The 23,807-nt window shown below is 44.0% G+C and carries 17 protein-coding genes and 2 tRNA genes; 7 read left to right on the plus strand and 12 right to left on the minus strand.

Annotated elements, in window-relative coordinates:
- Positions 1-2: 2 nt before the first annotated feature.
- The gene (gene glyS, locus J2128_RS00320) at positions 3-1,721 is read right to left on the minus strand and encodes a glycine--tRNA ligase (protein WP_209688792.1); all 1,719 of its coding nucleotides are present in this window, start codon (positions 1,719-1,721) and stop codon (positions 3-5) included.
- 330 nt (positions 1,722-2,051) lie between these two features.
- Here glyS and J2128_RS00325 point away from each other — a divergent pair, with 330 nt between their 5' ends.
- The 4 genes from J2128_RS00325 (at position 2,052) to J2128_RS00340 (ending at position 5,460) form a co-directional block, all read left to right on the plus strand.
- Entirely contained in the window at positions 2,052-2,687 is a 636-nt protein-coding gene (locus tag J2128_RS00325) for a response regulator receiver protein (RefSeq protein ID WP_209688793.1), read from the plus strand.
- A 94-nt stretch (positions 2,688-2,781) separates the two neighbouring features.
- Complete coding sequence (locus tag J2128_RS00330) at positions 2,782-3,717, plus strand: metallophosphoesterase (protein ID WP_209688794.1); 936 nt, start codon at positions 2,782-2,784, stop codon at positions 3,715-3,717.
- 164 nt (positions 3,718-3,881) lie between these two features.
- Positions 3,882-4,547: a metal-dependent hydrolase gene (locus J2128_RS00335; RefSeq protein ID WP_209688795.1), complete on the plus strand. Its 666-nt coding sequence runs from the start codon at positions 3,882-3,884 to the stop codon at positions 4,545-4,547.
- A 145-nt stretch (positions 4,548-4,692) separates the two neighbouring features.
- On the plus strand, positions 4,693-5,460 hold the full coding sequence (locus tag J2128_RS00340; RefSeq protein ID WP_245323231.1) for a GNAT family N-acetyltransferase: 768 nt from the start codon (positions 4,693-4,695) through the stop codon (positions 5,458-5,460).
- A gap of 216 nt (positions 5,461-5,676) precedes the next feature.
- On the opposite strand, the gene J2128_RS00345 is transcribed toward J2128_RS00340, so the two are convergent.
- From J2128_RS00345 to J2128_RS00365, 5 genes are all read right to left on the minus strand, one after another.
- Entirely contained in the window at positions 5,677-6,177 is a 501-nt protein-coding gene (locus J2128_RS00345) for a hypothetical protein (RefSeq protein WP_209688796.1), read from the minus strand.
- 1,770 nt (positions 6,178-7,947) lie between these two features.
- Entirely contained in the window at positions 7,948-8,706 is a 759-nt protein-coding gene (locus tag J2128_RS00350; RefSeq protein ID WP_209688797.1) for a winged helix-turn-helix transcriptional regulator, read from the minus strand.
- Positions 8,707-8,730: 24 nt separating this feature from the next.
- Positions 8,731-9,198, minus strand: a complete 468-nt coding sequence (locus J2128_RS00355) for a hypothetical protein (RefSeq protein WP_209688798.1) — start codon at positions 9,196-9,198, stop codon at positions 8,731-8,733.
- Between the two features lie 310 nt (positions 9,199-9,508).
- On the minus strand, positions 9,509-10,705 hold the full coding sequence (locus J2128_RS00360) for a bifunctional 5,6,7,8-tetrahydromethanopterin hydro-lyase/3-hexulose-6-phosphate synthase (protein ID WP_209688799.1): 1,197 nt from the start codon (positions 10,703-10,705) through the stop codon (positions 9,509-9,511).
- Between the two features lie 295 nt (positions 10,706-11,000).
- Positions 11,001-11,201: transfer RNA gene (locus J2128_RS00365), tRNA-Trp, on the minus strand.
- A gap of 225 nt (positions 11,202-11,426) precedes the next feature.
- Here J2128_RS00365 and J2128_RS00370 point away from each other — a divergent pair.
- Positions 11,427-13,127, plus strand: a complete 1,701-nt coding sequence (locus J2128_RS00370; RefSeq protein ID WP_209688800.1) for an AMP-binding protein — start codon at positions 11,427-11,429, stop codon at positions 13,125-13,127.
- Positions 13,128-13,298: 171 nt separating this feature from the next.
- Here the strand turns inward: J2128_RS00370 and J2128_RS00375 are convergent, their stop codons facing one another.
- Positions 13,299-14,627 carry an amidohydrolase family protein gene (locus J2128_RS00375; protein WP_209688801.1) on the minus strand — a complete coding sequence of 443 codons (1,329 nt, stop codon included), beginning with the start codon at positions 14,625-14,627 and terminating at the stop codon, positions 13,299-13,301.
- Between the two features lie 167 nt (positions 14,628-14,794).
- A complete protein-coding gene (locus tag J2128_RS00380) occupies positions 14,795-15,466 on the minus strand; it encodes an MTAP family purine nucleoside phosphorylase (protein ID WP_209688802.1) in 672 nt (223 codons plus the stop codon).
- A 320-nt stretch (positions 15,467-15,786) separates the two neighbouring features.
- Between J2128_RS00380 and J2128_RS00385 the strand changes: the two genes are divergently transcribed.
- Complete coding sequence (locus J2128_RS00385; RefSeq protein ID WP_209688803.1) at positions 15,787-16,905, plus strand: nicotinate phosphoribosyltransferase; 1,119 nt, start codon at positions 15,787-15,789, stop codon at positions 16,903-16,905.
- Between the two features lie 60 nt (positions 16,906-16,965).
- Here the strand turns inward: J2128_RS00385 and J2128_RS00390 are convergent, their stop codons facing one another.
- Complete coding sequence (locus J2128_RS00390; RefSeq protein WP_209688804.1) at positions 16,966-17,466, minus strand: pentapeptide repeat-containing protein; 501 nt, start codon at positions 17,464-17,466, stop codon at positions 16,966-16,968.
- Between the two features lie 273 nt (positions 17,467-17,739).
- Positions 17,740-18,285, minus strand: coding sequence for a diacylglycerol/polyprenol kinase family protein (locus tag J2128_RS00395; RefSeq protein WP_209688805.1), 546 nt, complete (start codon positions 18,283-18,285; stop codon positions 17,740-17,742).
- 280 nt (positions 18,286-18,565) lie between these two features.
- On the opposite strand from J2128_RS00395, the gene J2128_RS00400 reads away from it, so the two are divergent.
- A tRNA-Ala gene (locus J2128_RS00400) sits at positions 18,566-18,637 on the plus strand.
- A gap of 468 nt (positions 18,638-19,105) precedes the next feature.
- Here J2128_RS00400 and J2128_RS00405 read toward each other — a convergent pair.
- The gene (locus J2128_RS00405; RefSeq protein WP_209688806.1) at positions 19,106-22,360 is read right to left on the minus strand and encodes a type I restriction endonuclease subunit R; all 3,255 of its coding nucleotides are present in this window, start codon (positions 22,358-22,360) and stop codon (positions 19,106-19,108) included.
- Complete coding sequence (locus J2128_RS00410) at positions 22,357-23,757, minus strand: ATP-binding protein (RefSeq protein WP_209688807.1); 1,401 nt, start codon at positions 23,755-23,757, stop codon at positions 22,357-22,359. The genes J2128_RS00405 and J2128_RS00410 overlap by 4 nt, the downstream gene beginning before the upstream one ends.
- Between the last annotated feature and the right edge of the window lie 50 nt (positions 23,758-23,807).

The following is a 23,807-nucleotide window of genomic DNA, read 5'->3' on the forward strand; positions in this document are numbered from 1 at the left end:
TTTTACTGCAGTTCGTCAAATAAGACTTTTCCCCGTATGAGGTCCCTTAATATGCCGGGGATTTTCTGTGCATCGCACCTTATCTGCTTCATTGAGTCGCGTTCACGCAGTGTTACGGTGTTGTCCTCTTTTGTGTCGTAGTCTACGGTTACCGCAAATGGTGTTCCTACTTCGTCCTGTCTTCTGTAGCGTCTTCCTATTGCGCCTGAATCATCGTACTGTGCAATTATTCCCTCGTCCTGCACCTTCTCCATAATTTTTGAAGCAATGCTGTCAAGTCCGTCTCTTGACATGAGAGGCAGAACCGCGACCTGCACGGGAGCAATCTTTGCCGGGATATGAAGGACCTTTCTTACTTCACCGTCTACGTCCTCCTCATCGTAAGAATGTTCAAGGACACAGTAGAGTATTCTGTCTATACCGTAGGAAGGCTCTATTACGTGCGGCATGATGTATTCTCCCTGGATTTCAGTCTCCTGTTCGCGGATTTCGTATAGTTCAGGGGGTATTGTTATTTTTTCTCCGTCAAGAACGATTTCAGCACCGTTTTCTCCGGGTGTGGACTCTGCAAGTGCGTCTGAAACGGCCTTTGCCCTGTTGCGGTATTTCGGGCCGAGTGCACCCATGTTTGGGATAATTTTTCTTTCCATGACTTTTTTCGGCTCGTCGTACGGCATGAATACGGTAAATGAGTCTTTGCTGTTCTTTGCATGTGCATTCAGGTCATAGTTTGTCCTGTCTGCTATACCTACGGTTTCAATCCACCCGAACCTTTCAGAGAAGACCTCGGCGTCCCAGCAGTCAGTGGCGTAGTGTGCACGCTCGTCAGGCAGGTGCTGCCTGAACCTTACCTTTTTCGGCTCGGCACCGCATGATATCAGAAAGTCGTGTGTAAGCGCAACGTAATACGCGACATATTCGTTTGCAATAATCCCTGACGATACGGCGTCCTTCATCGTCATGGAAACGGGGTCGGTGCATTTCTCCTGCTGCTCTATTCCCCAGAGGGGAACGGCCCTGTCTGCATAGCGCCCGAAATTGGGATGCTTCTTGTCGTTAGGGTTGACGAATATTTCCGCTTCAGCCTGGGTAAATTCACGCAGGCGTATCATTCCCTGCCTTGGTGAAATCTCGTTTCTGTATGATTTTCCTATCTGGACTGCACCGAAAGGAAGTTTTTCCCTGTAAAATCGAAGGAGCCTTGTAAAATCCGTAAATATCCCCTGTGCTGTTTCAGGCCTGAGGTAACCCGTCCTCTGGCTTCCCGGACCGATTGTCGTGTGAAACATCAGGTTGAAATAGTGGACCTGTGCGCCGTTGAAGGTCTCCCCGCATGCCGGGCACGGCAGGTCCTTTAAAATCTCCGTCAGCTCATCGAGGCTTTTAGTCTCCGCATTCTTTATATTGTGGGCATCGCAGACGTGGTCTGCCCTGTGATATTCATTGCAGTGCGGGCACTGGATCATTTTGTCCGCGAATCCCTTTACGTGGCCTGATGCAATGTATATGGCCTCCCCTCCTATCGTAGGGCACTCAATCTCGAAGTATCCTTCGCGTGCGACATAAAAATTGCGCCATACATTCTCTATTTTTCTCTTCAGCATAGCCCCGAGGGGTCCGTAGTCGATAAATCCTGCAACAGATCCGTAGCACTCTGATGTGGGCCAGACAAAGCCGCGTCTTCTTGCAAGTTCTATCACTTTATCGTAAATGTCAGCCATTTCAATATCACTCAGACAGATTGCATGTTTAAATGCTTAATACTGATTTTTCTGTTGGTTATTAGTTTCATCTGCGCTTAGAAAAATGCATTCTTATGCAGTTTTTTATGCGTTTTTATGTTCTTTTACGGTTCATTTTGGTATGATAAAGTTTTTTGAGGGATCTTGTTATATTCATTTTTTGTTATTTTCAGTATTCTTATCATATTGGTCAGGATATATAATTATAAAATACGGTATAAAATTGTCCTGGTTTTAAGCTCATATGTAAGATTCAATAAAATTATATAGTTTTGTGAACACTATAAAGGGAAATCTGGATTGATCAGCATGGCTGCAATAAGAAGGAAAAAGAAAATAAATACTACGGATCGTAAAAAGGAACTTTTAAGCCTTTTTAGCGACATTTCCGGTAAAACAGAGATCGTAGAGCCTATGAAGAAAATCCACGGTACTTTGCGCGACAAGGATGCAATAGAGCGTGAAGTGGCTTTGATTATGCGTGAAATCCTGGATCAGGGGCATTTTAAAACCAAACTGAAGCCCCGTGATCTGGCGTGTCTTGTATGCGGCTACTATGAGGGAAAGAACGATACCGAAATAGCACGTGAACTCGGAGACGAGAAACTTTCGAAGACAGTTGCAAGGGCACGTGTAAGACTGAAGCTTTTCCGTGACCTTGATTTTAAAATGCCTTTCGAGCGTTCTGCAATGGAGGACCTTCTTGAATCAGGCAAGACTATGAAGGAGATAAGCGAGGAGCTTGGCATAAGTCCTTCAACGCTGCGTGAGTACCGTCATGTCATTGAACAGGAACGTGACAAAACACTTGATCCTTTCCTTGAGCGCATAAAAGACGTCATGGAAGACCGTGACCTGACTGAATCGATGACCGGAACGCTTGCAAATGACGGGCTTTCGGAAGCAATTGATACTACCGAGGCAGAGCTTGCGGATATTTCATGATTATGCAATTAGAAAAATATAATTTTTTGAGAATATGTTTGCCGCAGGCATCTTCTCTATATATCATATGTGACATAATTATATACTAATATACATGCCCACAGATATCCCGAAAAAAAATCCCGACGTCTACGGTTTAATGGCCTTTTCTTTAGTATGCCTTGTATCACTGTCAGGTTACATGGTCGCAGAGGCAAAATCCATTACAGTTACATCTCTGTACATAGAGGGTGCGCCGCAGTCGGTTGTTTTTATATCCGACCCGCATCTCCAGGATAAGAATATTGGACATATCAGTAATGCAGTGGACATAATAAACAGCCTTAATGCTTCCGTTGTCCTGATAGGTGGCGATTTTGTGAACGGAGAAAATGATAATTTCACTCTTCAGGAAGTATGGAGTAAAATTGATGCACCTGTTTATGCGATTTTGGGGAATCACGACTATCACTCCGGTATAAACGGAATAAACGGGCAGTACAAGATGCTTGACGTTGCCACGGAAACGAACAGGACAGTAGAAGGTTACGATATGAGTCCCCTTTCTGCCGATACCGATACTTCCGACCTTGACTTCGCGGACTCTGTTGCAGGTGTCCTTGAGGATAACGGTGTAAATGTTCTCCGAAACGAGTACGTTACTCTAGACATAAACGGAACTTCCCTGAGGGTTGTTGGTCTTGATGACGGCTGGGCCGGAATGGCAGACCCCCCGTATGTTCCGGAGAGCGACGATTTTACAATATTCATGATACATGAGCCGGAGTGCAGGGCAGACTGGGATGCGAACCTGATTCTGTCCGGTCATACTCATGGCGGTCAGTTTACCCCCCCTTTTGTTCAGATTTTAAACGAAAACGGTATAATTGAGCTGAGCGGCTATTTTGATTCAGGAACTCCTTTGTATATTACAAGCGGAATCGGTTCATCACCCCTTTTCGGGATAGAATTAAGGTATGAGTCACAGCCTGAAATTGTGGTGATTAACCCTTCGTCACCTATAGAAGGCAGCAATGTAGTTTATGCATAAATTTTTCATGAAAAATTCCATTTATCCTTTTTATTTTTTTGTTTTATGAGTGGCGTCTCCTTCAGGTCACGTTGTTTTTATTTTGTCGAAATTTTTCTGAAGTTTTTGTTTTTCCGGTATTAATAAAAAAATATATATCGGGACGGCCCTGTAAAATAGTCATTATGATAGTCAGATGGCTCGGGCATTCATGCTTTTTCCTTGAAGGCTCAAAAAATATTATGACAGACCCGTTTATGCCTTACGGGGACTTCGGGTGCAGACCTGATATCGTTGCGGTTACGCATGCACATGGTGATCATGTCGGTGATGCGGTATCCCTTAACTGTCCTACCGTATGCCCTAATGAGCTTGCTATATACTTATCCAAAAAAGGGCTTAAAACCGAGGCTATGAATATAGGCGGAACAATTTTCGTTGATTCCGTCAAATTCACGATGGTATATGCTTCCCATTCGTCGTCGATTGATGATGACGGTGTACTTGTTTACGGGGGCCCTGCGTCAGGTTTTGTGATATCAATGGACGGTGTCACCGTGTATCATGCAGGAGATACGGGTCTTTTTTCGGATATGAAGCTTATTCACGAGATGTATCACCCGGATATAGCGCTTCTTCCTATAGGAAGTAAGTTTACCATGGGGCCGTCGGAGGCTATGGTTGCAGCCGAATTTGTCGGTGCACCTGTTGTAATTCCGATGCACTACAATACTTTTCCCCTGGTTGAGCAGGACGCCTTAGCCTTTAAGGCGGCTGTTGAGAAGGTCACTGATACTAAGGTTGCAGTTTTAGAGCCCGGTGAAAGCATCGATACGGAGGAGTATCTTTAGATATATTCATTCCTTTTTTCGTATTTTTATTTTGGTATTATAACCTGTGTTCATTTTTATGCTTTCTCTAAGCTTTCTGTTTAATCCGTTTTTCCCTTGAAACTATCAGATAATTACAAGTAATGGTTTTGAGTATATCTTTTCGATGAGCGGAACCCCCTCTTCTTTAAAGGAGTTTGTTATCGTCCGGAATATGAACCCTGAAGAGACCAGAATGGCTGCGGCCTGGGCAGCGGATGAAGGCTGGAACCCAGGGTTTCATGATATCGGGTGCCATTATTCCGTTGACCCGAAAGGCTGGTTTGTAGCTGAGTATGAAGGCCGGCCTGTAGGAATCGTTCAGTTTTCAAACTATGACGACAGTTTCTCGTTCGGAGGTTTTCTGGTTGTAAGACCAGAGTTCAGAAAGACGGGAATTGGTGATGTCCTTTTAAAAGAGGGCCTTTCGCATACAGAAGGAAGAATCTGCGGTGCTGACGGTGTTTTTGAGATGCAGGAAACTTATTCACGAAAATACGGGTTTATTTTTGCATACCGCAATATACGCCGGGAGGGAAATGTCAATGGTTTATCTGACAGCAACCTTCTGGGTGCATCAGACGTTTCTTTTGAAAGACTTGCAGATTATGATTCCCGCCACTTTCCTGTAAAAAGGCATGGTTTTCTCAAAAAATGGATTGAACAAAAGGAGAGTGTATCGCTTGTCAGCTGTAACGGCGATGAGATTGAAGGATTCGGGACTATAAGAAAGTGCTTTTCTGGCTATAAAATTGGTCCTTTGTTTGCTGAAAATTTTGGTACTGCCGAAAAAATATTTCTTGGTCTTTGTGATTCGGTTGATTCCGAGCCGGTGTACCTTGACACTCCTGCGCCGAATGCAGGTGCGGTTTTGCTTGCGAAAAATACGGTATGAGTGAGGTTTTCGTGACTGCGAGAATGTATACGAAAGAGGTCCCAAAGCTTCCACTAAAAAACATTTTTGGTGTCACTTCTTTTGAGATGGGATGAGTCTTTTATCCATACCTGTCTCTTTTGCACGGTCGTGGAAAATTACTGCCAAAAAGAATCCAAATAATTGTTTTACCATTTTTAGTGTCCTGGTTTATTTAACCAATAAAATTTCTCATTTTCAGTCCCAGCTGTCTGATATCTGATAATTTACACTTATATTGGAATATCCGATATCTTCAAAAAATACGGATTTCACGGATGACGATTTCCATATTGGTTCTACAAACATTAACTCCTTGTTTCCCCCTCCGATGTATTGGAGATGAAATTCAACAGGTTCCTCAGAAGGATAAAAACTGCCGTTAATATAAATACAGCTTTCATATGTTCCGGACTTTTTTTTAGAGAATTCCTCTAGAGTAAGACCTCCTGGAATATTAATAACAGGCATTAAAAGTCTTGGGATGAATTTTCTGTCAAATTCTGCTAATCTGATATTCAAATCTGATAATTCTGATTTGGATGTCTTTAAAACCATCATATTTCCACGTGATGTTTTGTCAACTGACAGGTTCCAGTCCGTATTTAGTCTGTAAACATCAGGTTCATCATTAACTCTTTTCAGTAAACCTTCAGAAAATACCGGTTCTCCGTCAACATAAACAGGAAGAGGAATCATGATTGTAGTTTCTCCTGTGGTTTTTACAGAATCAAGACCTGATATAGTTATGAAATAATTATTATTGCCCTCTGATCCAAAGACAAGCCATGCTGGGATATATGAAGCAAATAATAATAAAAAAAAAACCACAAATTACTGCAATGGTTACAAAAAACAAATTTTTAAGTCTGGATTTGCATTTTTTGGATTTCTCTGTCATAATTAAACCAAAAAAATAAATTAAGTTGAGTATCTAACAAGTCCCATATTATACTTGAGAGCTTCCTTTCCACATATCTCCTTTTGTATTCACCAATAAAATTGTCTCTTCATGGCACTTTGATTGAATTTTTTAAAAGGAACTTAGTGAAGATATTACTCTGGACATCCCCAGTTAGGAATAATATGTGATTTTATAAAACTGGTTCTCACTATGAGATTGAACTATCAGTACGTGATATGTTATTCCTGTTCAGATACCTTCCCCTGAAACTATGATCCTGAGAACTCCGGAGACTGCTGAACTGTCGCTAACCACAAAAAAAGATGAATTGTTTCTCTCAAACGGTTTAAAAAATGAATAATATCTGAATAAATATTCACCTGCCTGTAGCTTTGTGCCTGTTTTTACGGTCAGATTTGATACATATGTCCCTTTTTTGGATACGGTAAATTCAGAATGAGATATATTTATTTTCAGGCCCATGGGAATCAGGGCCGTGATGGTCTCATTTTCTTTGTTATTTAAATCAATATATGGAGATAAGCAGTAATTTATTATCCCCGGCCCTTTTTAATTTCCTATGGATTATCTCATAAATATGATGTTATAATACCTCTAAATGGGATTTTCGGACTATTTGACATTAAATAATATTGTCTGAAATTATGCAGATGTAAAATACAGAGGAAAAGAAGGGAAGAGGATTGGTTTAATTAAAAGGTTTTGTTTTTTTAACTGGTTGATTTATGCTCTTAATAAAAAGGATAGACGCCCCCCTTTTTCTCCCCCATTTTAGAATGGGATAGTTATGTATATACCGTTTCTCACTATGTACTTGAACTGTTATTTTTATTATTCCCCAATACAGTGTATTTTTTGGGAGAATCTGCAATCTTTTACAGTGAAATCCAATATTTTTGTGTTTTTTCAGTAAATTCAGGAGAATCTTCTAAATACAACTTTTTGCGCTTTTTTATTCATACTATTGTTCAATAATTCCCTTATGAAGATGACGGAAATGTGCTTTTCGGGCTGTTAACTTTATATCCCCGCCCTTTGTGCAGGAACCAATGTATATAGAATTATGCAGATTAATCAGATCCGGTTTTTGCTGGCAGGATTTTTAACCTGAATATTCTGCAGGTTCCAATATTTTATTCAGGAGATATCATCGAAAAATAGATGAGGAAACATCATACTCAACATTTTTTAAAGAAAAGAAGGAAATTGTAGCCATTAATTCCCTCTTTTAAAATTGTATTTCTGGATTGATTTTCGGGTTAGATAAAGGAGCCGGCTCCCGTTATCACCCTCCTATGAAAATAGGATACCAGTCTTTATATCTTCTATCACTATGTCGTTTAACTGTTCTCTGAAAAAACCTTTATATGCAAATCCAAAATAGTTTTTTTGTTCAAAACCTGACTTTTTTGATAAATTTTGTAGAACTCAGTAACAGCCCGGCATATCCCTGTTATTATATACCGTATCTGTTGTCTATGGAATTCCAGGTATAAAAACTAATTGTAAAAAATTTTGTCGGCAACAAGAATTTGTCCGGGTATTTAAGTGTAATCTCCCCTTTCAAATTCATATTTTTCTTTTATGTCACCGGGGATATTTTCAATAACAAATTTTTCAAAGCCTGACTTGATATAATAATGACCGGACTTGCCTGATTTTCTTACTGACAAGACACCTGAACTTTCAAGTTTTTTAATATGCCAGGAGACAGCACTTTTGGATATATCAAGTTCGTCTTTAATCTCCGAGTTCCTGATGCCGGGGTATTTTGCAATCATTGCCAGCATTTTGACCTGAACCGGGTTGTGGCAGATGCTGATAATTTTTCTCTGTTTTCCTGAGAATGTGTTGTGATTTGGAAAGACCCTTTTGGAGCGGTCTGTACTCTCCAATATTATGTGGTTGTTTCTTTCAAGGCATATGAGGTGGTACCTCAGAGTCTCCCTGTTCAGATTCATTTCACCGGAAAGCTCTTCAATGCACTTCCCGGGATTTTCCGCGATATATTCAAGGATTTTTCTTCTTTTTGTGTTTTCAAGTGCATATCTTATTTTGCCGGTTAGAACAGGAAGAAATTTGATTGCCGCAGCAGTTCCAATAATTAACGAAGAAATCCATGAAATCTGAATCCATAATGGCAGATCAGAAAATGTATTTATTTGATCTCCACCGTGGTTATATTCAAAATTATCTTTTTGAGAATTTTCTCCAAAATTAACGCTTAAACTACAGAGACCTGCATGTACAAATAGTGCAAATGTTAGAAAAATGAAAAAGAATATTTTTAGCTTAATCTTCATGATCTCTAATTTCTTATAAGATCATTATATTGAATAACTTTCTGTTCCTGATACGCTATCTCCATAGACTTCATAGTACCAAGTCCCTTCGGGAATACCATCTGGGTCGCTGATTGTAAGTTGAATCTTCCCATTATGAGAACCGTCAGAATCATCGTAATAATATCCGAATGTATGGCCATCAGGAGCATATACTTTTAGTCTCAGAGAATTCGATGAATCCTGCCATACCAAACTGATATAGATGCTTGTATAATGCCCGGAGACATATGAAGAAGGCCATTGTGTTTCTCCCTGTTCGATTGTAGATTGAACTGTATCTATGTGGATGTCACCAAGAGAGCCGGCACTGCTTAGCGACTGTGCCGGGTTTGCAAATGTTACCGTATATCCGTCGTTTGAGGTCTGTGCACCTGCCGCAGAAACGTCTGCTGCTGCAGCAAATGATACAAGCATAGCTGTAGCTATAAGCATAATCAACAATTTCTTCATAATTTCACCGAAACCCGTTTTACCGGGCTCTGAATGAAATTATCAATCAAGTCGTTAAAATATTCTCTCACTATGGAGTTGAACTGTTTCTCATATGTTCAATCTGATAAAGAATAACTTTATATATAAAATGGCGATCACGCACGATACAAAAAAACATGTAATTAATATATCTCACTATATCGTTTAACATAAAATTTTCCGAGCGGCAATATTTTGTACGATATATGGCATCCGTTTATTTGCAGGACTGATTTATGAATTGCTGTAATAATAAAAATAGAAAAAAAAATATAATTGTTTTTAGAGTTTAGAAGTCAGTCATGACCCTGAACTGGTCAATCTCTTCAGTGTTCAATTCTTCAAGGAACTGTTCCGCTGCATTTTTGATGTTTTTGCTTGCAGTGATTGCACGTCCTACGACGACGATGTCGGCACCCGATTTAAGAGCTGTCTTGACGACATGCTGCCTCACGCCACCGGCTGTTGCTACAAGGAGCTTTCCGCCTGCAGCCTTTTTGATGGCTGGGATGTTTCCCCAGTTGTATTCCGTCGACTCGTTGTCTATTGCACGGTGCATCTCGACGATTGACGGAACTGCATCTCTCTCTGCAAGCTCTTTTATGAGTTTGACCGGGTCTTCTACATTTAGCATATCGATTACTGAGTAAATACCAGTCTTTTTAGTCTCTTTTATGAACTTCTCGATTGTCGATACAGGTGCAAGACCTGATACAACGACTGCATCTGCTGATGCGTTTGCAGCCATTCTCGCTTCGAGGTTTCCTGTGTCAAGTGTCTTTAAGTCAGCGATGATGAATGAATCAGGTCTTATATTCCTGATGCTCCCTATGACGGAAAGCCCAAACTGTTTGATTAAAGGAGTTCCGGCCTCGATTAATACGTGGTCGTTCTTTGGAACAGCATTTAAGACCTTTTCCACTGTGCCCATGTCGACAAGGTCCATGGCGACCTGGAGGTATGGCGGGTCCCAGAGTCTCTGTACCTTAAAGCCCATAACAGCGTGCCCTGCGCGGTCTTTTTCCTTAATCAGTGTCTTCTTGTCAGGGAATTTGTCAAAAGCACGGTTTATTGCAAGTTTTGTTGAACCGTAGTTGTAGCGGTATATACGGTTGTAGTCCTTTGCGTCAGGGTGCAGGTATGCACTTGCAAGGATAACCATGTCTTCAGGGTCGCATTCCCTGTTATCGAAGACGCCTTCTTCGTAGCAGTCTGCAACGGCTTTTGCAACCGCGGCCTGTACAGCGCCGAACATTGCATTTACCTGTGATACGTGTTTGAGTGTAACTTTCGGTATTATAAGAGTTGCAGGTTTTGTCAGAAGGTTCGGCCTTACCACAGCCAGAAGAGGAGTGTGTCCTGCTGAAAGCTGGGACGCCGCGTTTGCGAACGCCATTCCGACGGGGCCTGTTTTATCACCAATTAAAAGATCTATATGCGCAAGCTCTGCGCCTTCACCTTCGAGTGCTTCACCAATTAAATACATATCAGGTTTCCTACCTGTCTTAATTATGGGTTTTAATTGTAGAAATAGGTAGGGTATCACAGTTAGCCGTTTAAAATTTGAACAGTCCTGAAAGTCCGGATTAAAGTGGATTTGAATGAATTAAGGCGAGAAGTGCGGAATACCAGTCTAAGCCAAAATATTTTCTGTCTTTTGGGAAAAAAGTTCAATTCTGACCGAAGCAGCGGCTTCCGTTCTTTTGAATACCTGGTTAAGCCCCAAAAAAAGTCTGCCTGCGCAATTAAGGGTTACGGCCGGGCAGTTTCTGATTTTAAAATGGGGTCGGTGAGATTTGAACTCACGATCGACGGGTCTCTCCGAACATGCGTTTTTCTTATAAGCGCTTTCATCAGGAGATGCAGATTTTGCATCAGCGCTCCAACGGATCATCACAGGATTTCTCCTCAGAAAGACCCATTGTTCATCATACGCAAAGACCGCTGGAGCCCGTCGCCATGCCGGACTAGGCCACGACCCCGTTGAAATCTAATGATTCCAAATAATTTGGAACATAATAGAATTTAACGATTTTGATATTGACTTTTTTAAAATCCTATGTTTCGCATGAAATTTTTTTATCAGCCCCTGTTGCTTTTTTTCCGGACCGGATGTTTTTGAAAGGTACGAAATGCCGTAATTTTATCTTAGAACGTGCCTGCTAATCCGTCAAATATAATGCCTATTTTGATCAACATTTATGGATATGGCTGAGATAAGCTACGCGAGCGGTTTGTCCGACGTACCCCTGATTGGAAAGACAATCGGGGAGATGCTTGAAGAAATCGCCAAAAAATACCCTGATACTGAGGCTCTGGTTGCAGTAGACCAGAACATAAGGTGGACGTACAGCGAATTCCTTGAGAAAGTGGATGAGCTTGCACTAAGCCTTATGGCCCTCGGAGTCAACAAAGGTGACCGCGTAGGTATCTGGGCGCTGAACTACGCGGAATGGGTAGTCGTTCAGTTTGCAACCGCAAAGTGCGGTGCGATAATGGTGAATATAAACCCTTCATACAGGACTTTTGAACTTGAGTACGCACTGAAGCAGTCCGAAGTCCATACTCTGATTCTTCAGGGCAGGTTCAAAAATTCCGATTACGTCGGGATGTTTTACGAATCCTGTCCCGAGGCGATAGAGTCCCGTCCCGGAAAAATTTCGACTGAAAAGTTTCCGTTCCTCAGAAATGTCGTTTTTATGGGCAATATCCCTTATAACGGCATGTTTACCTGGAACGAATTCCTTGAAAAAGGGAAAAATATCAGCCGGGATGAATTAAAGGAAAGAGAAGATACTTTGTCGTTTGATGACCCGGTAAACATCCAGTATACGTCCGGGACGACCGGTTATCCCAAAGGAGTTGTACTTACTCATCACAGTGTCATGAACAACGGCTACACGATAGGTTCCGGGATGGGGTTCACCGAAAAAGACAGGCTGTGCATACCGGTTCCTTTCTACCACTGTTTTGGTATGGTCCTTTCCAATATGGCAAGCGTTACTCACGGCGCGACAATGGTTATCCCGTCTCCGGCATTTGATGCAGAGGCGGTTTTGAGGACTATTGACCGGGAAAAATGCACTGCCGTCCATGGTGTTCCGACAATGTTTATAGCGGAGCTGAAGCATCCCAATTTCAATAAATACAAATACGACACACTCAGGACAGGAATTATGGCAGGCTCTCCGTGTCCTATCGAGTACATGAAGGCCGTAAATGAAAAGATGAACATGAGGGACATTGTTATAGTCTACGGTCAGACAGAGACATCGCCTGGTGTTACTATGACGACAACCGACGACCCGCTTGAAAGAAGGGTCACAACGGTCGGCAAGACGTTTCCTCATGTTGAGCTTAAAATAATCGACCCGGTAACGCAGAGGATTGTGCCCCGCGGAGAGCCAGGGGAAATATGTGCACGCGGGTATGTCGTAATGAAATGCTATTACAACAACCCGAGCGCCACCCGCCAGACAATTGATGCCGACAGGTGGAACCATACCGGAGACCTTGGTATTATGGACGAAGAAGGATACGTGAAGATAGTCGGCAGGTTAAAGGAGATGGTGATTCGCGGGGGCGAGAACATCTATCCGCGTGAAATAGAGGAATTCCTCTATACAAACCGCAAGATTGAGGACGCGTATGTTATTGGTGTGCCTGACGAGAAATACGGTGAGGAGCTTATGGTATGGGTAAGGCTTCGTGACGGGTGCACAATGACGGAAGAGGAGCTTAAAGAGTTCTGCAACGGCAGAATTGCAAGGTTCAAGATCCCGAGGTATGTAAAGTTCGTGAACAGTTTCCCGATGAATGTGTCCGGAAAGATAAAAAAGCATGAAATGCAGAGCATTTCGATAAAAGAACTTGGCCTTGAGAAGGTTTCAAATATTGAAACAGCCTGAAAATCCAAAATTATTTCTCTTTTTTAGGTAGTCCTCCTCTAAAAAACAGTTTCTCCTGTTATTTGTTATGCAGTTTTAATCCGGCATTTCGCCGGCTTTATGAATTACCGGGAATTATCGTGAATCCTAAAAAAACCGGCCGGTTATTTGACAGAAAAAAAGAGGTGTGGGTTATAATGAGTCTTTGTATCTTTTGACAAGGTTTTCGGCGGTTTCTGAGGCTTTTTTGCAGATCTCCTCTTCTCCCGGAATAAAACCGTCGTGCATCAGAACACGACCATTGCAGATTACAGTGTCAACTGCATTCGAGCTGCATGAATAGACTGTGTTTGAGTCCTGGCTGAACAGAGGCGTCATGCAGGGAATGTTTGTCTTCAAAAGCACGATGTCTGCCTGCGCTCCCTCTTTTAGAATTCCGTCACCAAACCCGAGAGCCTTTTTGCCTGCTTCAGTTGCCATTTTTACAGCTTCATGGGCCGGAAGGACAGTGTCCGAGTTCCAGAAAAATTTCTGAAGAATTGCTGCGGTCTTCATCTCTTCAAGTATGTCCAGATTGTTGTTCGATGAGCACCCGTCAGTTCCGAGAGCCACGTTTGCGCCTGAGTCGAGGAGTTTCTGGTATGGCATTGCCCTGTTTACGGCAAGCTTCATGTTCGAGACGGGGTTGTGAGATGCCGAGACGTGTCTTTTTCCGAGAAGTTCGCATTCTGCGTCGTCAAGCCAGCAGCAGTGGGCGGCAACAGTCTTTTCACCTAGGCATCCGCATTCATCCAGAAGCTTTGCAGGTCTGACACCATTTTTCTCAATGCACTCCTTTACTTCATTTTCGGTCTCACTGAGATGTATATGGAGCATTATGTCCTTTTCCTTTGAAAACTCCGCACACCATTTAAGGCCCTCTTTTGATACGGTATAGGGTGCGTGGGGACCTGCGGCGGCTTTTATGCGTGGATTATCCATTTTTCTGATATTTTGATAAAGGTTTTCCGTAGCCTTTATTTCAGACTCCCGCTTGTCGCTGTCGCCGAAATCGATAAACCCGTAACTTAAAACTGCTTTGATTCCGGATTCTTCAACGGCTTTTGCCGCTGATTCCATGAAGAAGTACATGTCGTTGAATGCAACCGTTCCTGAACGGATCATCTCTGTACATGCAAGCTTTGTACCCCAGTAGACATCCTCCGCCTTCAGGTGCGCTTCAAGAGGCCAGATCTTTTCGGAAAGCCATTGCTGAAGGTGCATGTCGTCGGCATATCCGCGTAAAAGAGTCATTGCAGCATGTGTGTGGGTGTTTGCAAACCCGGGTGATGCGACAGTGTTTTCTGCGTCGACTATAAACTCGGGCTCTCCGGATTTGCCGGAGTATTTTTCTGAGATTTCCTCAATAATTCCCGAGTCGCTGATGAAAATATCACTTTTGCGTCCGTTAACACGTGTGTTTCGGAGAAGAACTGTCTTGTTTCCATCATAAATACCGGACGATTCATCTTTTTCCTGCATGTTATGTTATTATCTCCTTTAAATTTTTTATTAAAATTATCTTGTATCAGGTGATTTAAATGTGTAACCTCACATGAAAATATAACCTGCTTTTTAGTTTCATCGTTTTAGGGTGCATTTTTTCAAATTTCTGTCAAAAAACTGTCTATTTATTGCTTTTTAATAATTTACCCGAGAAGATCTATTATTTTACCGATTATTTTTTCTGTTTTTTCCTTGTTCTGCCTGGACTTTTCAAGAATCAAATCATAGCTGAGTTCTTCTTTGCACAGGCCGTTGCAGTAGTTGTCAACCGAGCATATCGCAGCGAAGGGTATTTCCAGTTCGTTTGCAATTGTAGCTTCGCTTGCAATAGTCATTCCTACGATATCCCCGGCGTCTTTTAGCATCTTAATCTCTGCGGAGGTTTCGAACCTGGGCCCTTTTGTCTGGACATAAGTCCCGCCGGCAATTGTTTCCGGGATGTTTTTGTTTATTTTACTGATGAGCCCTGCATCGACCGACGGTTTTGCGTGCCCTATTGCATTGTTGTGAATAGTCGGTATAGAATACGGGCTGTAGTAATCATCCGGAAGAACGGTTGTCCCCGGTCCAATCTCTTTTTTAAGAGACCCTACTGATCCAAATGCGACGATTTTGTCTACTCCTGCAAGGGAGAGTGCGGATATGCATGCAGGGAAGTTAATCCTGTGCGGCGGGGTTCTGAACTGGTGCCGCATGAGAATGGCAATATCTCCAAGGTAAACTTCAGCGGGTCCGAATGGTGTTGAAATAATTTTTTTCTCAGTTTTCGGCAGATCCGCGTAAAAAAGACTTGTTCCTCCTATGATTCCAAGCATTGTTGATTATCACCGTTACCAGTTGTTATGTCTGCAGCCGGAGACCTTTTCATATATCCGGTAATCCTGTAATTTTCTTTCGGACCGTTTTTTTGTCAGCCATCAGGGTGAATACGGATTCTGTTCCTGCTGCACAATTCTGGTTAATATTTGTTACTGCCTGATTTTTATAATTCCGCATGAAGAAAGGTTTTTTGAGTATATCCGATAACGGGATTTTCAGCCGGTGGTTTCAGCCTGTTTATATCCGGGGCAGTTTTTTTGGGTATTGCGGGGACTATCAAAACTCTTAACTGATTATATGCCCTCATAACTTTTGAATGGGAATATTTCATACCGTCGGTGACGACCAGATAAAGGCAGGGGAATGTACAGATATTTATTTTGCAAGAATAGAGGATATATTGACTGTTGAAAACAAAAATCCTGTTGTTGCTGTCGAAATAACTGCTGCATCGCTTGTTAATGACTGGGGGGTTCTGTGCGGTCTTGATGATGCTTTAAAGCTTCTCGAAGGTCTTTCCGTGGATGTGTTTGCGATGCCTGAAGGAAGCATTTTCTATCCGGGAGAGCCTGTTATGAGGATAACCGGAAATTACCGTATTTTCGGAAGGTATGAGACTGCTCTTCTGGGATTTTTGTGCCATGCATCAGGCATCGCATCTTCTGCTGCTCTTATTAAGGCATGTGCAGGCAGTGTCCCTGTTTACTCCTTTGGTTCACGGCGCCAGCACCCTTCAATATCAGGGATGATTGAAAGGTCTGCCTGGATTGGCGGTGCTGACGGTGCAAGCAATACCTGTGCGCCGGCAGGTATTCCTCTGATAGGGACTATGCCGCATTCTTATGTGATGTGCCATGAAACTCCAAATGATGCCTGGGTCAATTTTGACAAGTATGCACCTCCTGAAGTCCCGCGTGTGATGCTTTGCGACACCTACTGCGATGAAAAACGTGAGGCGCTTTCTGCAGCAAAGGCAGGTGCTACGGCTGTAAGACTTGACACCCCGCGTTCACGTAAAGGGGATATCCGCTCTATTATTGAGGAAGTAAGATGGGAGCTTGATATCAACGGTTTTTCAGATGTAGGAATTTTTCTTTCCGGGGGCCTTACGGCGGATGATGTAGGAAGCCTTTCGGATATAGTGGATGCATTTGGTGTCGGTGGAGCAATCGCAAATGCTCCTGTAGTGGACTTTTCTCTTGATATTGTTGAAATCGACGGGAAGTCAGTATCAAAAAGGGGCAAAAAAAGCGGCATAAAGGAGGTCTATGAATATGACGACGGCAGTCATGTAATGCTTCCCTTAAATGCGCCTCCTCCCGAAAACGCAAGGCAGATGCTCAAGAGTTTTATAAAGGACGGTCAGGTTCTGACACTTCCTGATATGCAGAAATCACGTGCACGGGTTTTATCAGCACTCGGGAATTTCACCTGAAAAAAATATTTATTTTAGAATTGTCTATGTAGATTTGCAGTTATTTAACAGTTTCATTGTTTATTTTGTGTAGTTTCCTTTAATCCACCTGAAATCGGCGTCTTCTATGAGAGCATCCGTGAGAACGGCATTTGTGAGGTCTGCGCCTTTAAGATCCGCAAATGTGAGGTCTGCTCCGGTCAGGTTTGCTCCGCGCAGAATTGAGTAGTCAAGTCTTGCTCCTATAAGGTCTGCACCTGAGAGGTCTGCTCCGGTCAGGTCCGCAAGTGTAAGTGTTGCACCGTGAAGGTCGGCTTTTCTCATGTCAGCGCCTGAAAGCGTCGCCTTGTATGCATATACTTTTGAAAGGTCGGCGCTTTCAAGGTATGCTCCGCTGTAGTCCATGTACGACAGTGACTTTTTCTGAATATTATTGTCTTTTGTCAGATCCGAGGCATTGCTGTAACCCGGGCAGGTTTCTGTACTGGTGATCCCCATATAAAGGAGTATATTGCCTGTGACAGAGGCAACAAGTATAACTACAACTATTATCAGCAGTTTGAGGAGGGTTCTTTCTTCCATATATTTATAATCACCTTCTACGATTTAAACAACCGACTTCCGAGGATTTATATATTTTCTCTTTTTTATGAGATATTAATACGTATATTAAAAAAGTATGATCCCTGCCTGTTATTGCAGGTATTCTGTTGCCCTGTACCTTTAAACCGGATTTTACAAAAGATAGTCTTAATATTTTGTTTTTTTACAGGCAGATATTCTCGTGCTTTGTCTTGTTTATACTGGCAGATTTATTTTTATATTTTATAATAATATGTCCGGGACATTAAAATGTTATAATATGGATAATACAATGCATACAACGAGGGGAATCGTCAGGTTGTCATCGACAGGGGATATCAGTTCCGTAATTCCTGCAAGGGCCGAAGCAACCAGGGCAGTCTGTGGATTTATGAGGAATATCAATACAATAAAGCCGGCGATTATTCCCGAGGCAGTTCCTTCCAGTGATTTCTTTTTGTAGATCTTTGTCCTGCCGAAATTAATCCCGATGATTGTCGTTACACTGTCAAGTACGGCCAGAACTAAAATTGCGGCAAAAACGATATTTTTCTCAAAGAGCACGAGACAGGTAAGTGTGCTTATAAAGAAAAGAATTGTGCCTTTTCCGGGGACTGTGTTGTTTCTTTCAAGTTTTTGTATTATCTCCGAAAAGAGCGGTACATGAATATTTTTTGTTACGGCATCAGATATCGCAACGGATAGAAAAACGACTATTGCCATGACATATACTGCCGTTTTTTTATCCGCAAAGAATATGAAGAATGCAATGATAAAACCGAAAAACAGATGTGCGGCCTGCCTGTACTCTTCTCTCATCTTTTTCTAATGTTGTTATTTATATCAGAAGAATTCTTCTCTTTGAATTTTTTTTGAAAACTTCTTTTCAGATATTTACTTTAAACCGGCCCCGTTTTATCCTGTTTCATCTTGGATTTATTCCATAAATCTGTTTTATGATTCAGTTATACCAATGTTTTATCCAAAATTTTATTGCAAAAAAATAGTTTTATGATCCTCAAAGCACTGCCTCCCGGTGCGACTAAAACAAACTCTATTTATCCTAGATTAACAAAATATGTAATGCACTTTTTGTTAAGGGCTGGTAGATCAGGGGAAGATCGCTACCTTGGCATGGTAGAGGCCGCGGGTTCAATTCCCGCCCAGTCCATCCGTCCTGAAGTTTAAGGTTTATCACTTCTGAAACTGTATTTTTTAGTATGACCACCACGTCTTCAAAGATAACTGCTGATGATTTTCACGGCAACAATAAGGACACTTCATTAAGACCTTTAAAAAAAGCCCCGGAAACGACGAAGTACACATTGAGGGTTGTCCATAGTTAAAGATGATCAAGAATCCAGAGTACTTGGGTGGATTCCGTGACTGCGAAGATGCTGTTAATAAAGCTAAACAGAAATATCCAAGCGCGGATGGGGATATTCATTGCATATCATGGTGCCATAAAATTTAAATTGCACTAACTATTAACCTGACGCAGGAATGCTTGTCCATCCCTGCAAAGGCTGTCTTAACGATCCCCTTGATGTATAGAATTTAACTTCAGGTTTTATTGTCGCTCAGTCCATGTATTTTCCTTGTTTTGTAAAATAAATGCTATTTTGATGATTCTCGTGGTTTATGCAGTAGTCTCGGTCTCATATACCGGTGACGGAAGCCTTGGATATACGCGGTATATGTGACGGTAGATTTCATCCGTTCTGGCCTCCACATCCCCTTCCGTATAGTAATCCACCGGAAGGCCGGTCTTTTCATTCCAAAGAAAGTCATGAATCGTCAGGCGGACGGCATCACGGGTCGCCTCTTTCTCCTGCCAGTGATCCACCCGGAGTTTTCCCTTCTTCAAAGTCTTCAGAAGATCCGCTGCGACCGTTTTGATCTTTTTTATCTCGGCGGGGGAGAGGTCGGATTTTTTAAGGAGGTCGAATATCGCCAGGGTCTCTTCGTCGAGACCTTCCTTGGCGGCACGGGTTTCCTCCTCTTCCATCTCATCTACGAGTACAAGCAGTGCCTCGAATGTCTTTTCAATTATCACCTGGTCTTTCTCGCGGTTATATTCGGCTACTATCTCCTCGTAGTGTCGCTGGAAATCGGTCCGCAGCGGATTTTGTTCGAGCAGCCGTCTAAGTCTCTGTTCGATTGCGTAACTTAGATTCTGAACTGTCGTCCGCTTGGCCGGGCATTTCTTAAATTCCTGCCTGAGCCTGTCGAAGTCTATCCGGCTTATATCATAGATCACTCTGTCTTCGCCTATGTTCTCCGGTTGGGTATCAATCGAAGCGTCTACGATCTTATGGAGTTCACGGATTATACCGGAGATATCGGCTTTGTCACGGTCATGCTGGAGGCTCTTGTAGATTATATTGACTGCTTCGTAATCCGGCCTGTAACCGTTTATGCCCTCTACATTGATGCAGGCTTTGAATTTCCTGAATACTTCGCGGCACATGACCTCGAATTTTTTCCGTGTCCTGTCATTCCCGTTTGCCGCCTCTTTTGCGGTGAGGATTGCGGCGTTCCTTTCAAAACCGGATTTTGAGCTTATCTTATCAAGTGACGCACCGTTTTCTTTGAGAAATGCCCTGACAAGGTTTATGGATTCGGCGAGGCTGGCGATTAGATCTTCTTCGGGTTTTGCAGGATCGACTTCTCCGTCTTCTCCGCCGTGGCCGTCGTCGCCTCTTCCTGCAAATGTGGCGAGTGCACTGCGAAGGTTTCTCAGAATGCCGCAGTAATCGACGATCATCCCGTTGTTCTTGCCTTCGTTGACGCGGTTGGCTCTCGCGATCGCCTGCATGAGGGTGTGTGCCTTTAGGGGTTTGTCGAGGTAGAGTGTCGAGAGGCACGGGACATCGAATCCGGTTAGCCACATTGCACAGACTATCGCGATCCTGAACGGGTGTTTTTCCTCTTTGAATGCGTCGTCTAATGCCAGCCGCTGCATGTTGTGATATTGAGGGAGTTTCCGCATCGACTCCGGGATGTCGATTCCCTCTTTTATCATGCGGCGGTGGGGGGTGATATCAAGGTCCCACCGGCGGAATTTCTCGACTTCGCCCTGCTCTTCGCTTACGACTACTGCCATCCGGGTCTCACGCATCCATTCGATCTGCCTTCTCAGATAGATCTCTTCCTGTTCGCCGGGGGTGTGCTCCGCCTCCTTTTCGAGTTCGGCTCTTTGTTCGTCCCAGTACCGGGCGATCAGGTCGTACATCCTGACGCAGGTTACTTTGTCTATGCAGACGAGCATGACTTTGCCGCTCTCCCATGCGTTGGAATAATGGCCGACGAAATCACGGGCTACCTGGTCGAGCCTTTTTCCGGCGGTGATGATATGGTAATCCCTTTTGAGCTCGTTTTCGAGTCTCTGCCCGGCGTCGATGTCGTCGACTTCGAGGTCTCCGAGTTTTTCGGCTATCTTTTCGTTGATGTCCCCGACTGCGACGCCGAGTTTTTCGCCCCGCGATTCGTAGTAGAGGGGGACGGTCGCCTGGTCTTCGACTGCTCTTTTGAAGTCGTAGGTGGAGATGTAGCTGCCGAATACCCGGCGTGTGATCTCGTCGTCCTTGAAGAGGGGTGTTCCGGTGAATCCGATGTAACTTGCGTTGGGGAGTGCGTTTCGCATGTTTAGTGCGAGGGTTCCGTACTGGGTTCTGTGGGCTTCGTCGGTGATTACGATGATGTCGTCGCGTAATGTGTAGCCTTTTTCAGGGTCGACTTCTTTGTTGAATTTCTGGATGAGGGAGAAGACGTATGATTTGTGTTCGGTGAGAAGTCTTTCCAGGTGTTTTCCGTCGGCGGGTCTGCACGGTTCCTTGTCGTTGTCGACTATTCCACACCCGGAAAATGTCTTGTAGATCTGGGTGTCGAGGTCTTCGCGGTCGGTGAGTACGACAAAGGTGTAGTTTCCGCCGAGTCTGCGATGGACTTTTCTCGTGAACATGACCATCGAGTAGCTTTTCCCGGCTCCCTGGGTGTGCCAGAATACGCCGAGTTTTCCGTTCCTGTTCTTCCTGTCTTCTACTGCTTCAAATGCCCTGTTCACTCCCAAAAACTGGTGATTGCGGGCGATTATCTTCCTGGTGCTTCCGGCGGAGTTGTCGAAGAGGATGAAGTTTTCAAGTAGGTCGATGAAGTTTTTCTTCCCGCAGGTTCCCTTGAGGAGGGTTTCCATGTCGACGATGCCGGGGTCGTCTTCTTCGAGGCGTTTCCATTCGTTAAAGTGCTCGAACCGGCTGGTTATGGACCCTACCTTTGCGTCGGTTCCGTTTCCGAGTACGACGAAGGCGTTGTGATGGAAGAGGTGCGGGATCGTGTCGAGGTAGTCTTTGAAGTTTTTTTCGTAGGCGGCACGTATGTCCCTGTTTACGTTCTTTAGCTCCATGAAGAGGAGAGGAATGCCGTTTACGAAACCGGTTATATCAGCCCTTCTCCTGTACAGGTCACCCCTGACCCACAATTCCCTGACGCAGAGGAAATGGTTCTTTTCAGGTTCTTTGAAGTCTATGACTTTCAGCTTCTCGCGTTTCCGTTCGCCTTCTTCGTTTCTGAAGGTGACCTGAACACCGTCAAGGATGAGTTCGTATTTTTCACGGTTTGTTGCGACCAGAGACTGTGTTGCTGTGGCTGACGTTATCTGCCTGATTGCATCGTCATACGCTTCTTCAGGCAGTCCGGGGTTTAGTTCCTTTAAATTTTTTCTGAGAGGCCGCGTAAGGACCACTTCGCGGTCGGAGTTTCTTCCGAGAAGACTGTCCGGTCCGAAGTCTTCGCTGTTGTAGGCGTACACCGAATCCCAGCCCAGTTTATCACTGAGGTATTCTGCGGTCGTCTGCTGGACGAGTGTGTCTTCGGTGTATATGCCGCGGGTCATTTTTCGCTCTTTTCTTGGATTTTTTTTCCCTTTTCAGTTAGGCGGTACTTCTGAAGCCTGCTTCGGGGCTTTTCAGGGATTGTGTATTCGACATAGCCTTCGGCCATCAATTCACGGACGACTTTGTTGAGCTGACCGGAGATCTCCTTTTGCCCCAATTCACTGGATAACATTGACTTTGACATCGACTTCTGATAAAGCATTCTGATTATACGGTTTTCCAACGACTCTGCCCCTGACTCTGGCTGTAACTCTGGCTGTAACTCTGGCTGTGACTCTGGCTGTGACATAACAGGGCGCCTGAATGTTACCGTCACCCAGGATTCGGAAACTTCGATCACCGGCTCATCTACTTTGTAATCCCTGCACATCATACGAATTCTGCGGATTCCGCTTCCGATCTGCTCCACAAGGTTCATCCTCTGAAAGATCCCGAAGAGAAGCGGATTTCTGGGTACACTTTTGAAGCCGAGATCTTCCTCTCTCATTCCGGCGGGGAGACCTCCGGGTGCGACGATCTCGACCCTGTCATGGAAGATATAGATCTGGATATTTGCCGTAGACCTGTAATCCCTGTGGACTATGGCATTGACCAGAGCTTCTCTTAGTGCCTCGACCGGAAGTTCAGGTCTTTCTTCCCGGCCGGTTGCGGTCGGGATCAGTTCTGTATTGAGTTTCGACTGAAGATAGGCCATACAATCTTCGTAGATTGAATAGAGGTCGCCTTTGTACTCCTTGCGGTCGAGGATCTGTACCTTATCGGTTCCGCGAAAGAGTGCACATGTAACTGTTGCACTGATGCTGATGGCGGTTATGTCGTTGGTGAGGAGCCATGCACCGGCATGGGTCATCCGGCCGTCACGGACCAGGTGAAGGTTTTGGAGGGTGGAGAGCATATCGACTCCTTTGGGGAGCCGTGCCCTCCGGGAGAAACGCTCCCAGATTTCCGCGTTGAGGTCTCTTTTCAGGTCGAACCTGTCGCAGGCTGTCTCGTCGAAATGGATCAGTCCTTCCTTGTAGAAGAATTCGCGTATCTCGTCTCGTGACATCTGCTGGGAACTTGCTCCTTCGCGGATGAAGAACCGTCCCCCGAAAGAATACGGTTTTCCCTGCTGTTCGGGGACGGTCACACAGAGTACATCACCGACGCTTTCAACCTCAACGGCGATTGGCGGCTCGGCGGACCGGGCGGTGGTCCGGACTTCGGACTTAAGACTGTTATGATCAAAGACTCCGCAGATTTTCCCGTCGTTTGCGACCCCGACGAGGATCACTCCTCCGGTCGCGTTTGCGAATGCACAGATCTCGCGGCCCATGTTCGACGTCCCGGACTTCTTGAACTCCGTCGTGAAGCCTTCGCCGAGAGAAAGAAGGTCGGAAAGCTGCGATTCGTTCATACGGGGATCTCTCCGTTCATTAGTTTTTTGAAGAGGGTTTCTTCAGTACA

The sequence above is a fragment of the Methanomicrobium sp. W14 genome (assembly GCF_017875315.1).
Taxonomy (GTDB): domain Archaea; phylum Halobacteriota; class Methanomicrobia; order Methanomicrobiales; family Methanomicrobiaceae; genus Methanomicrobium.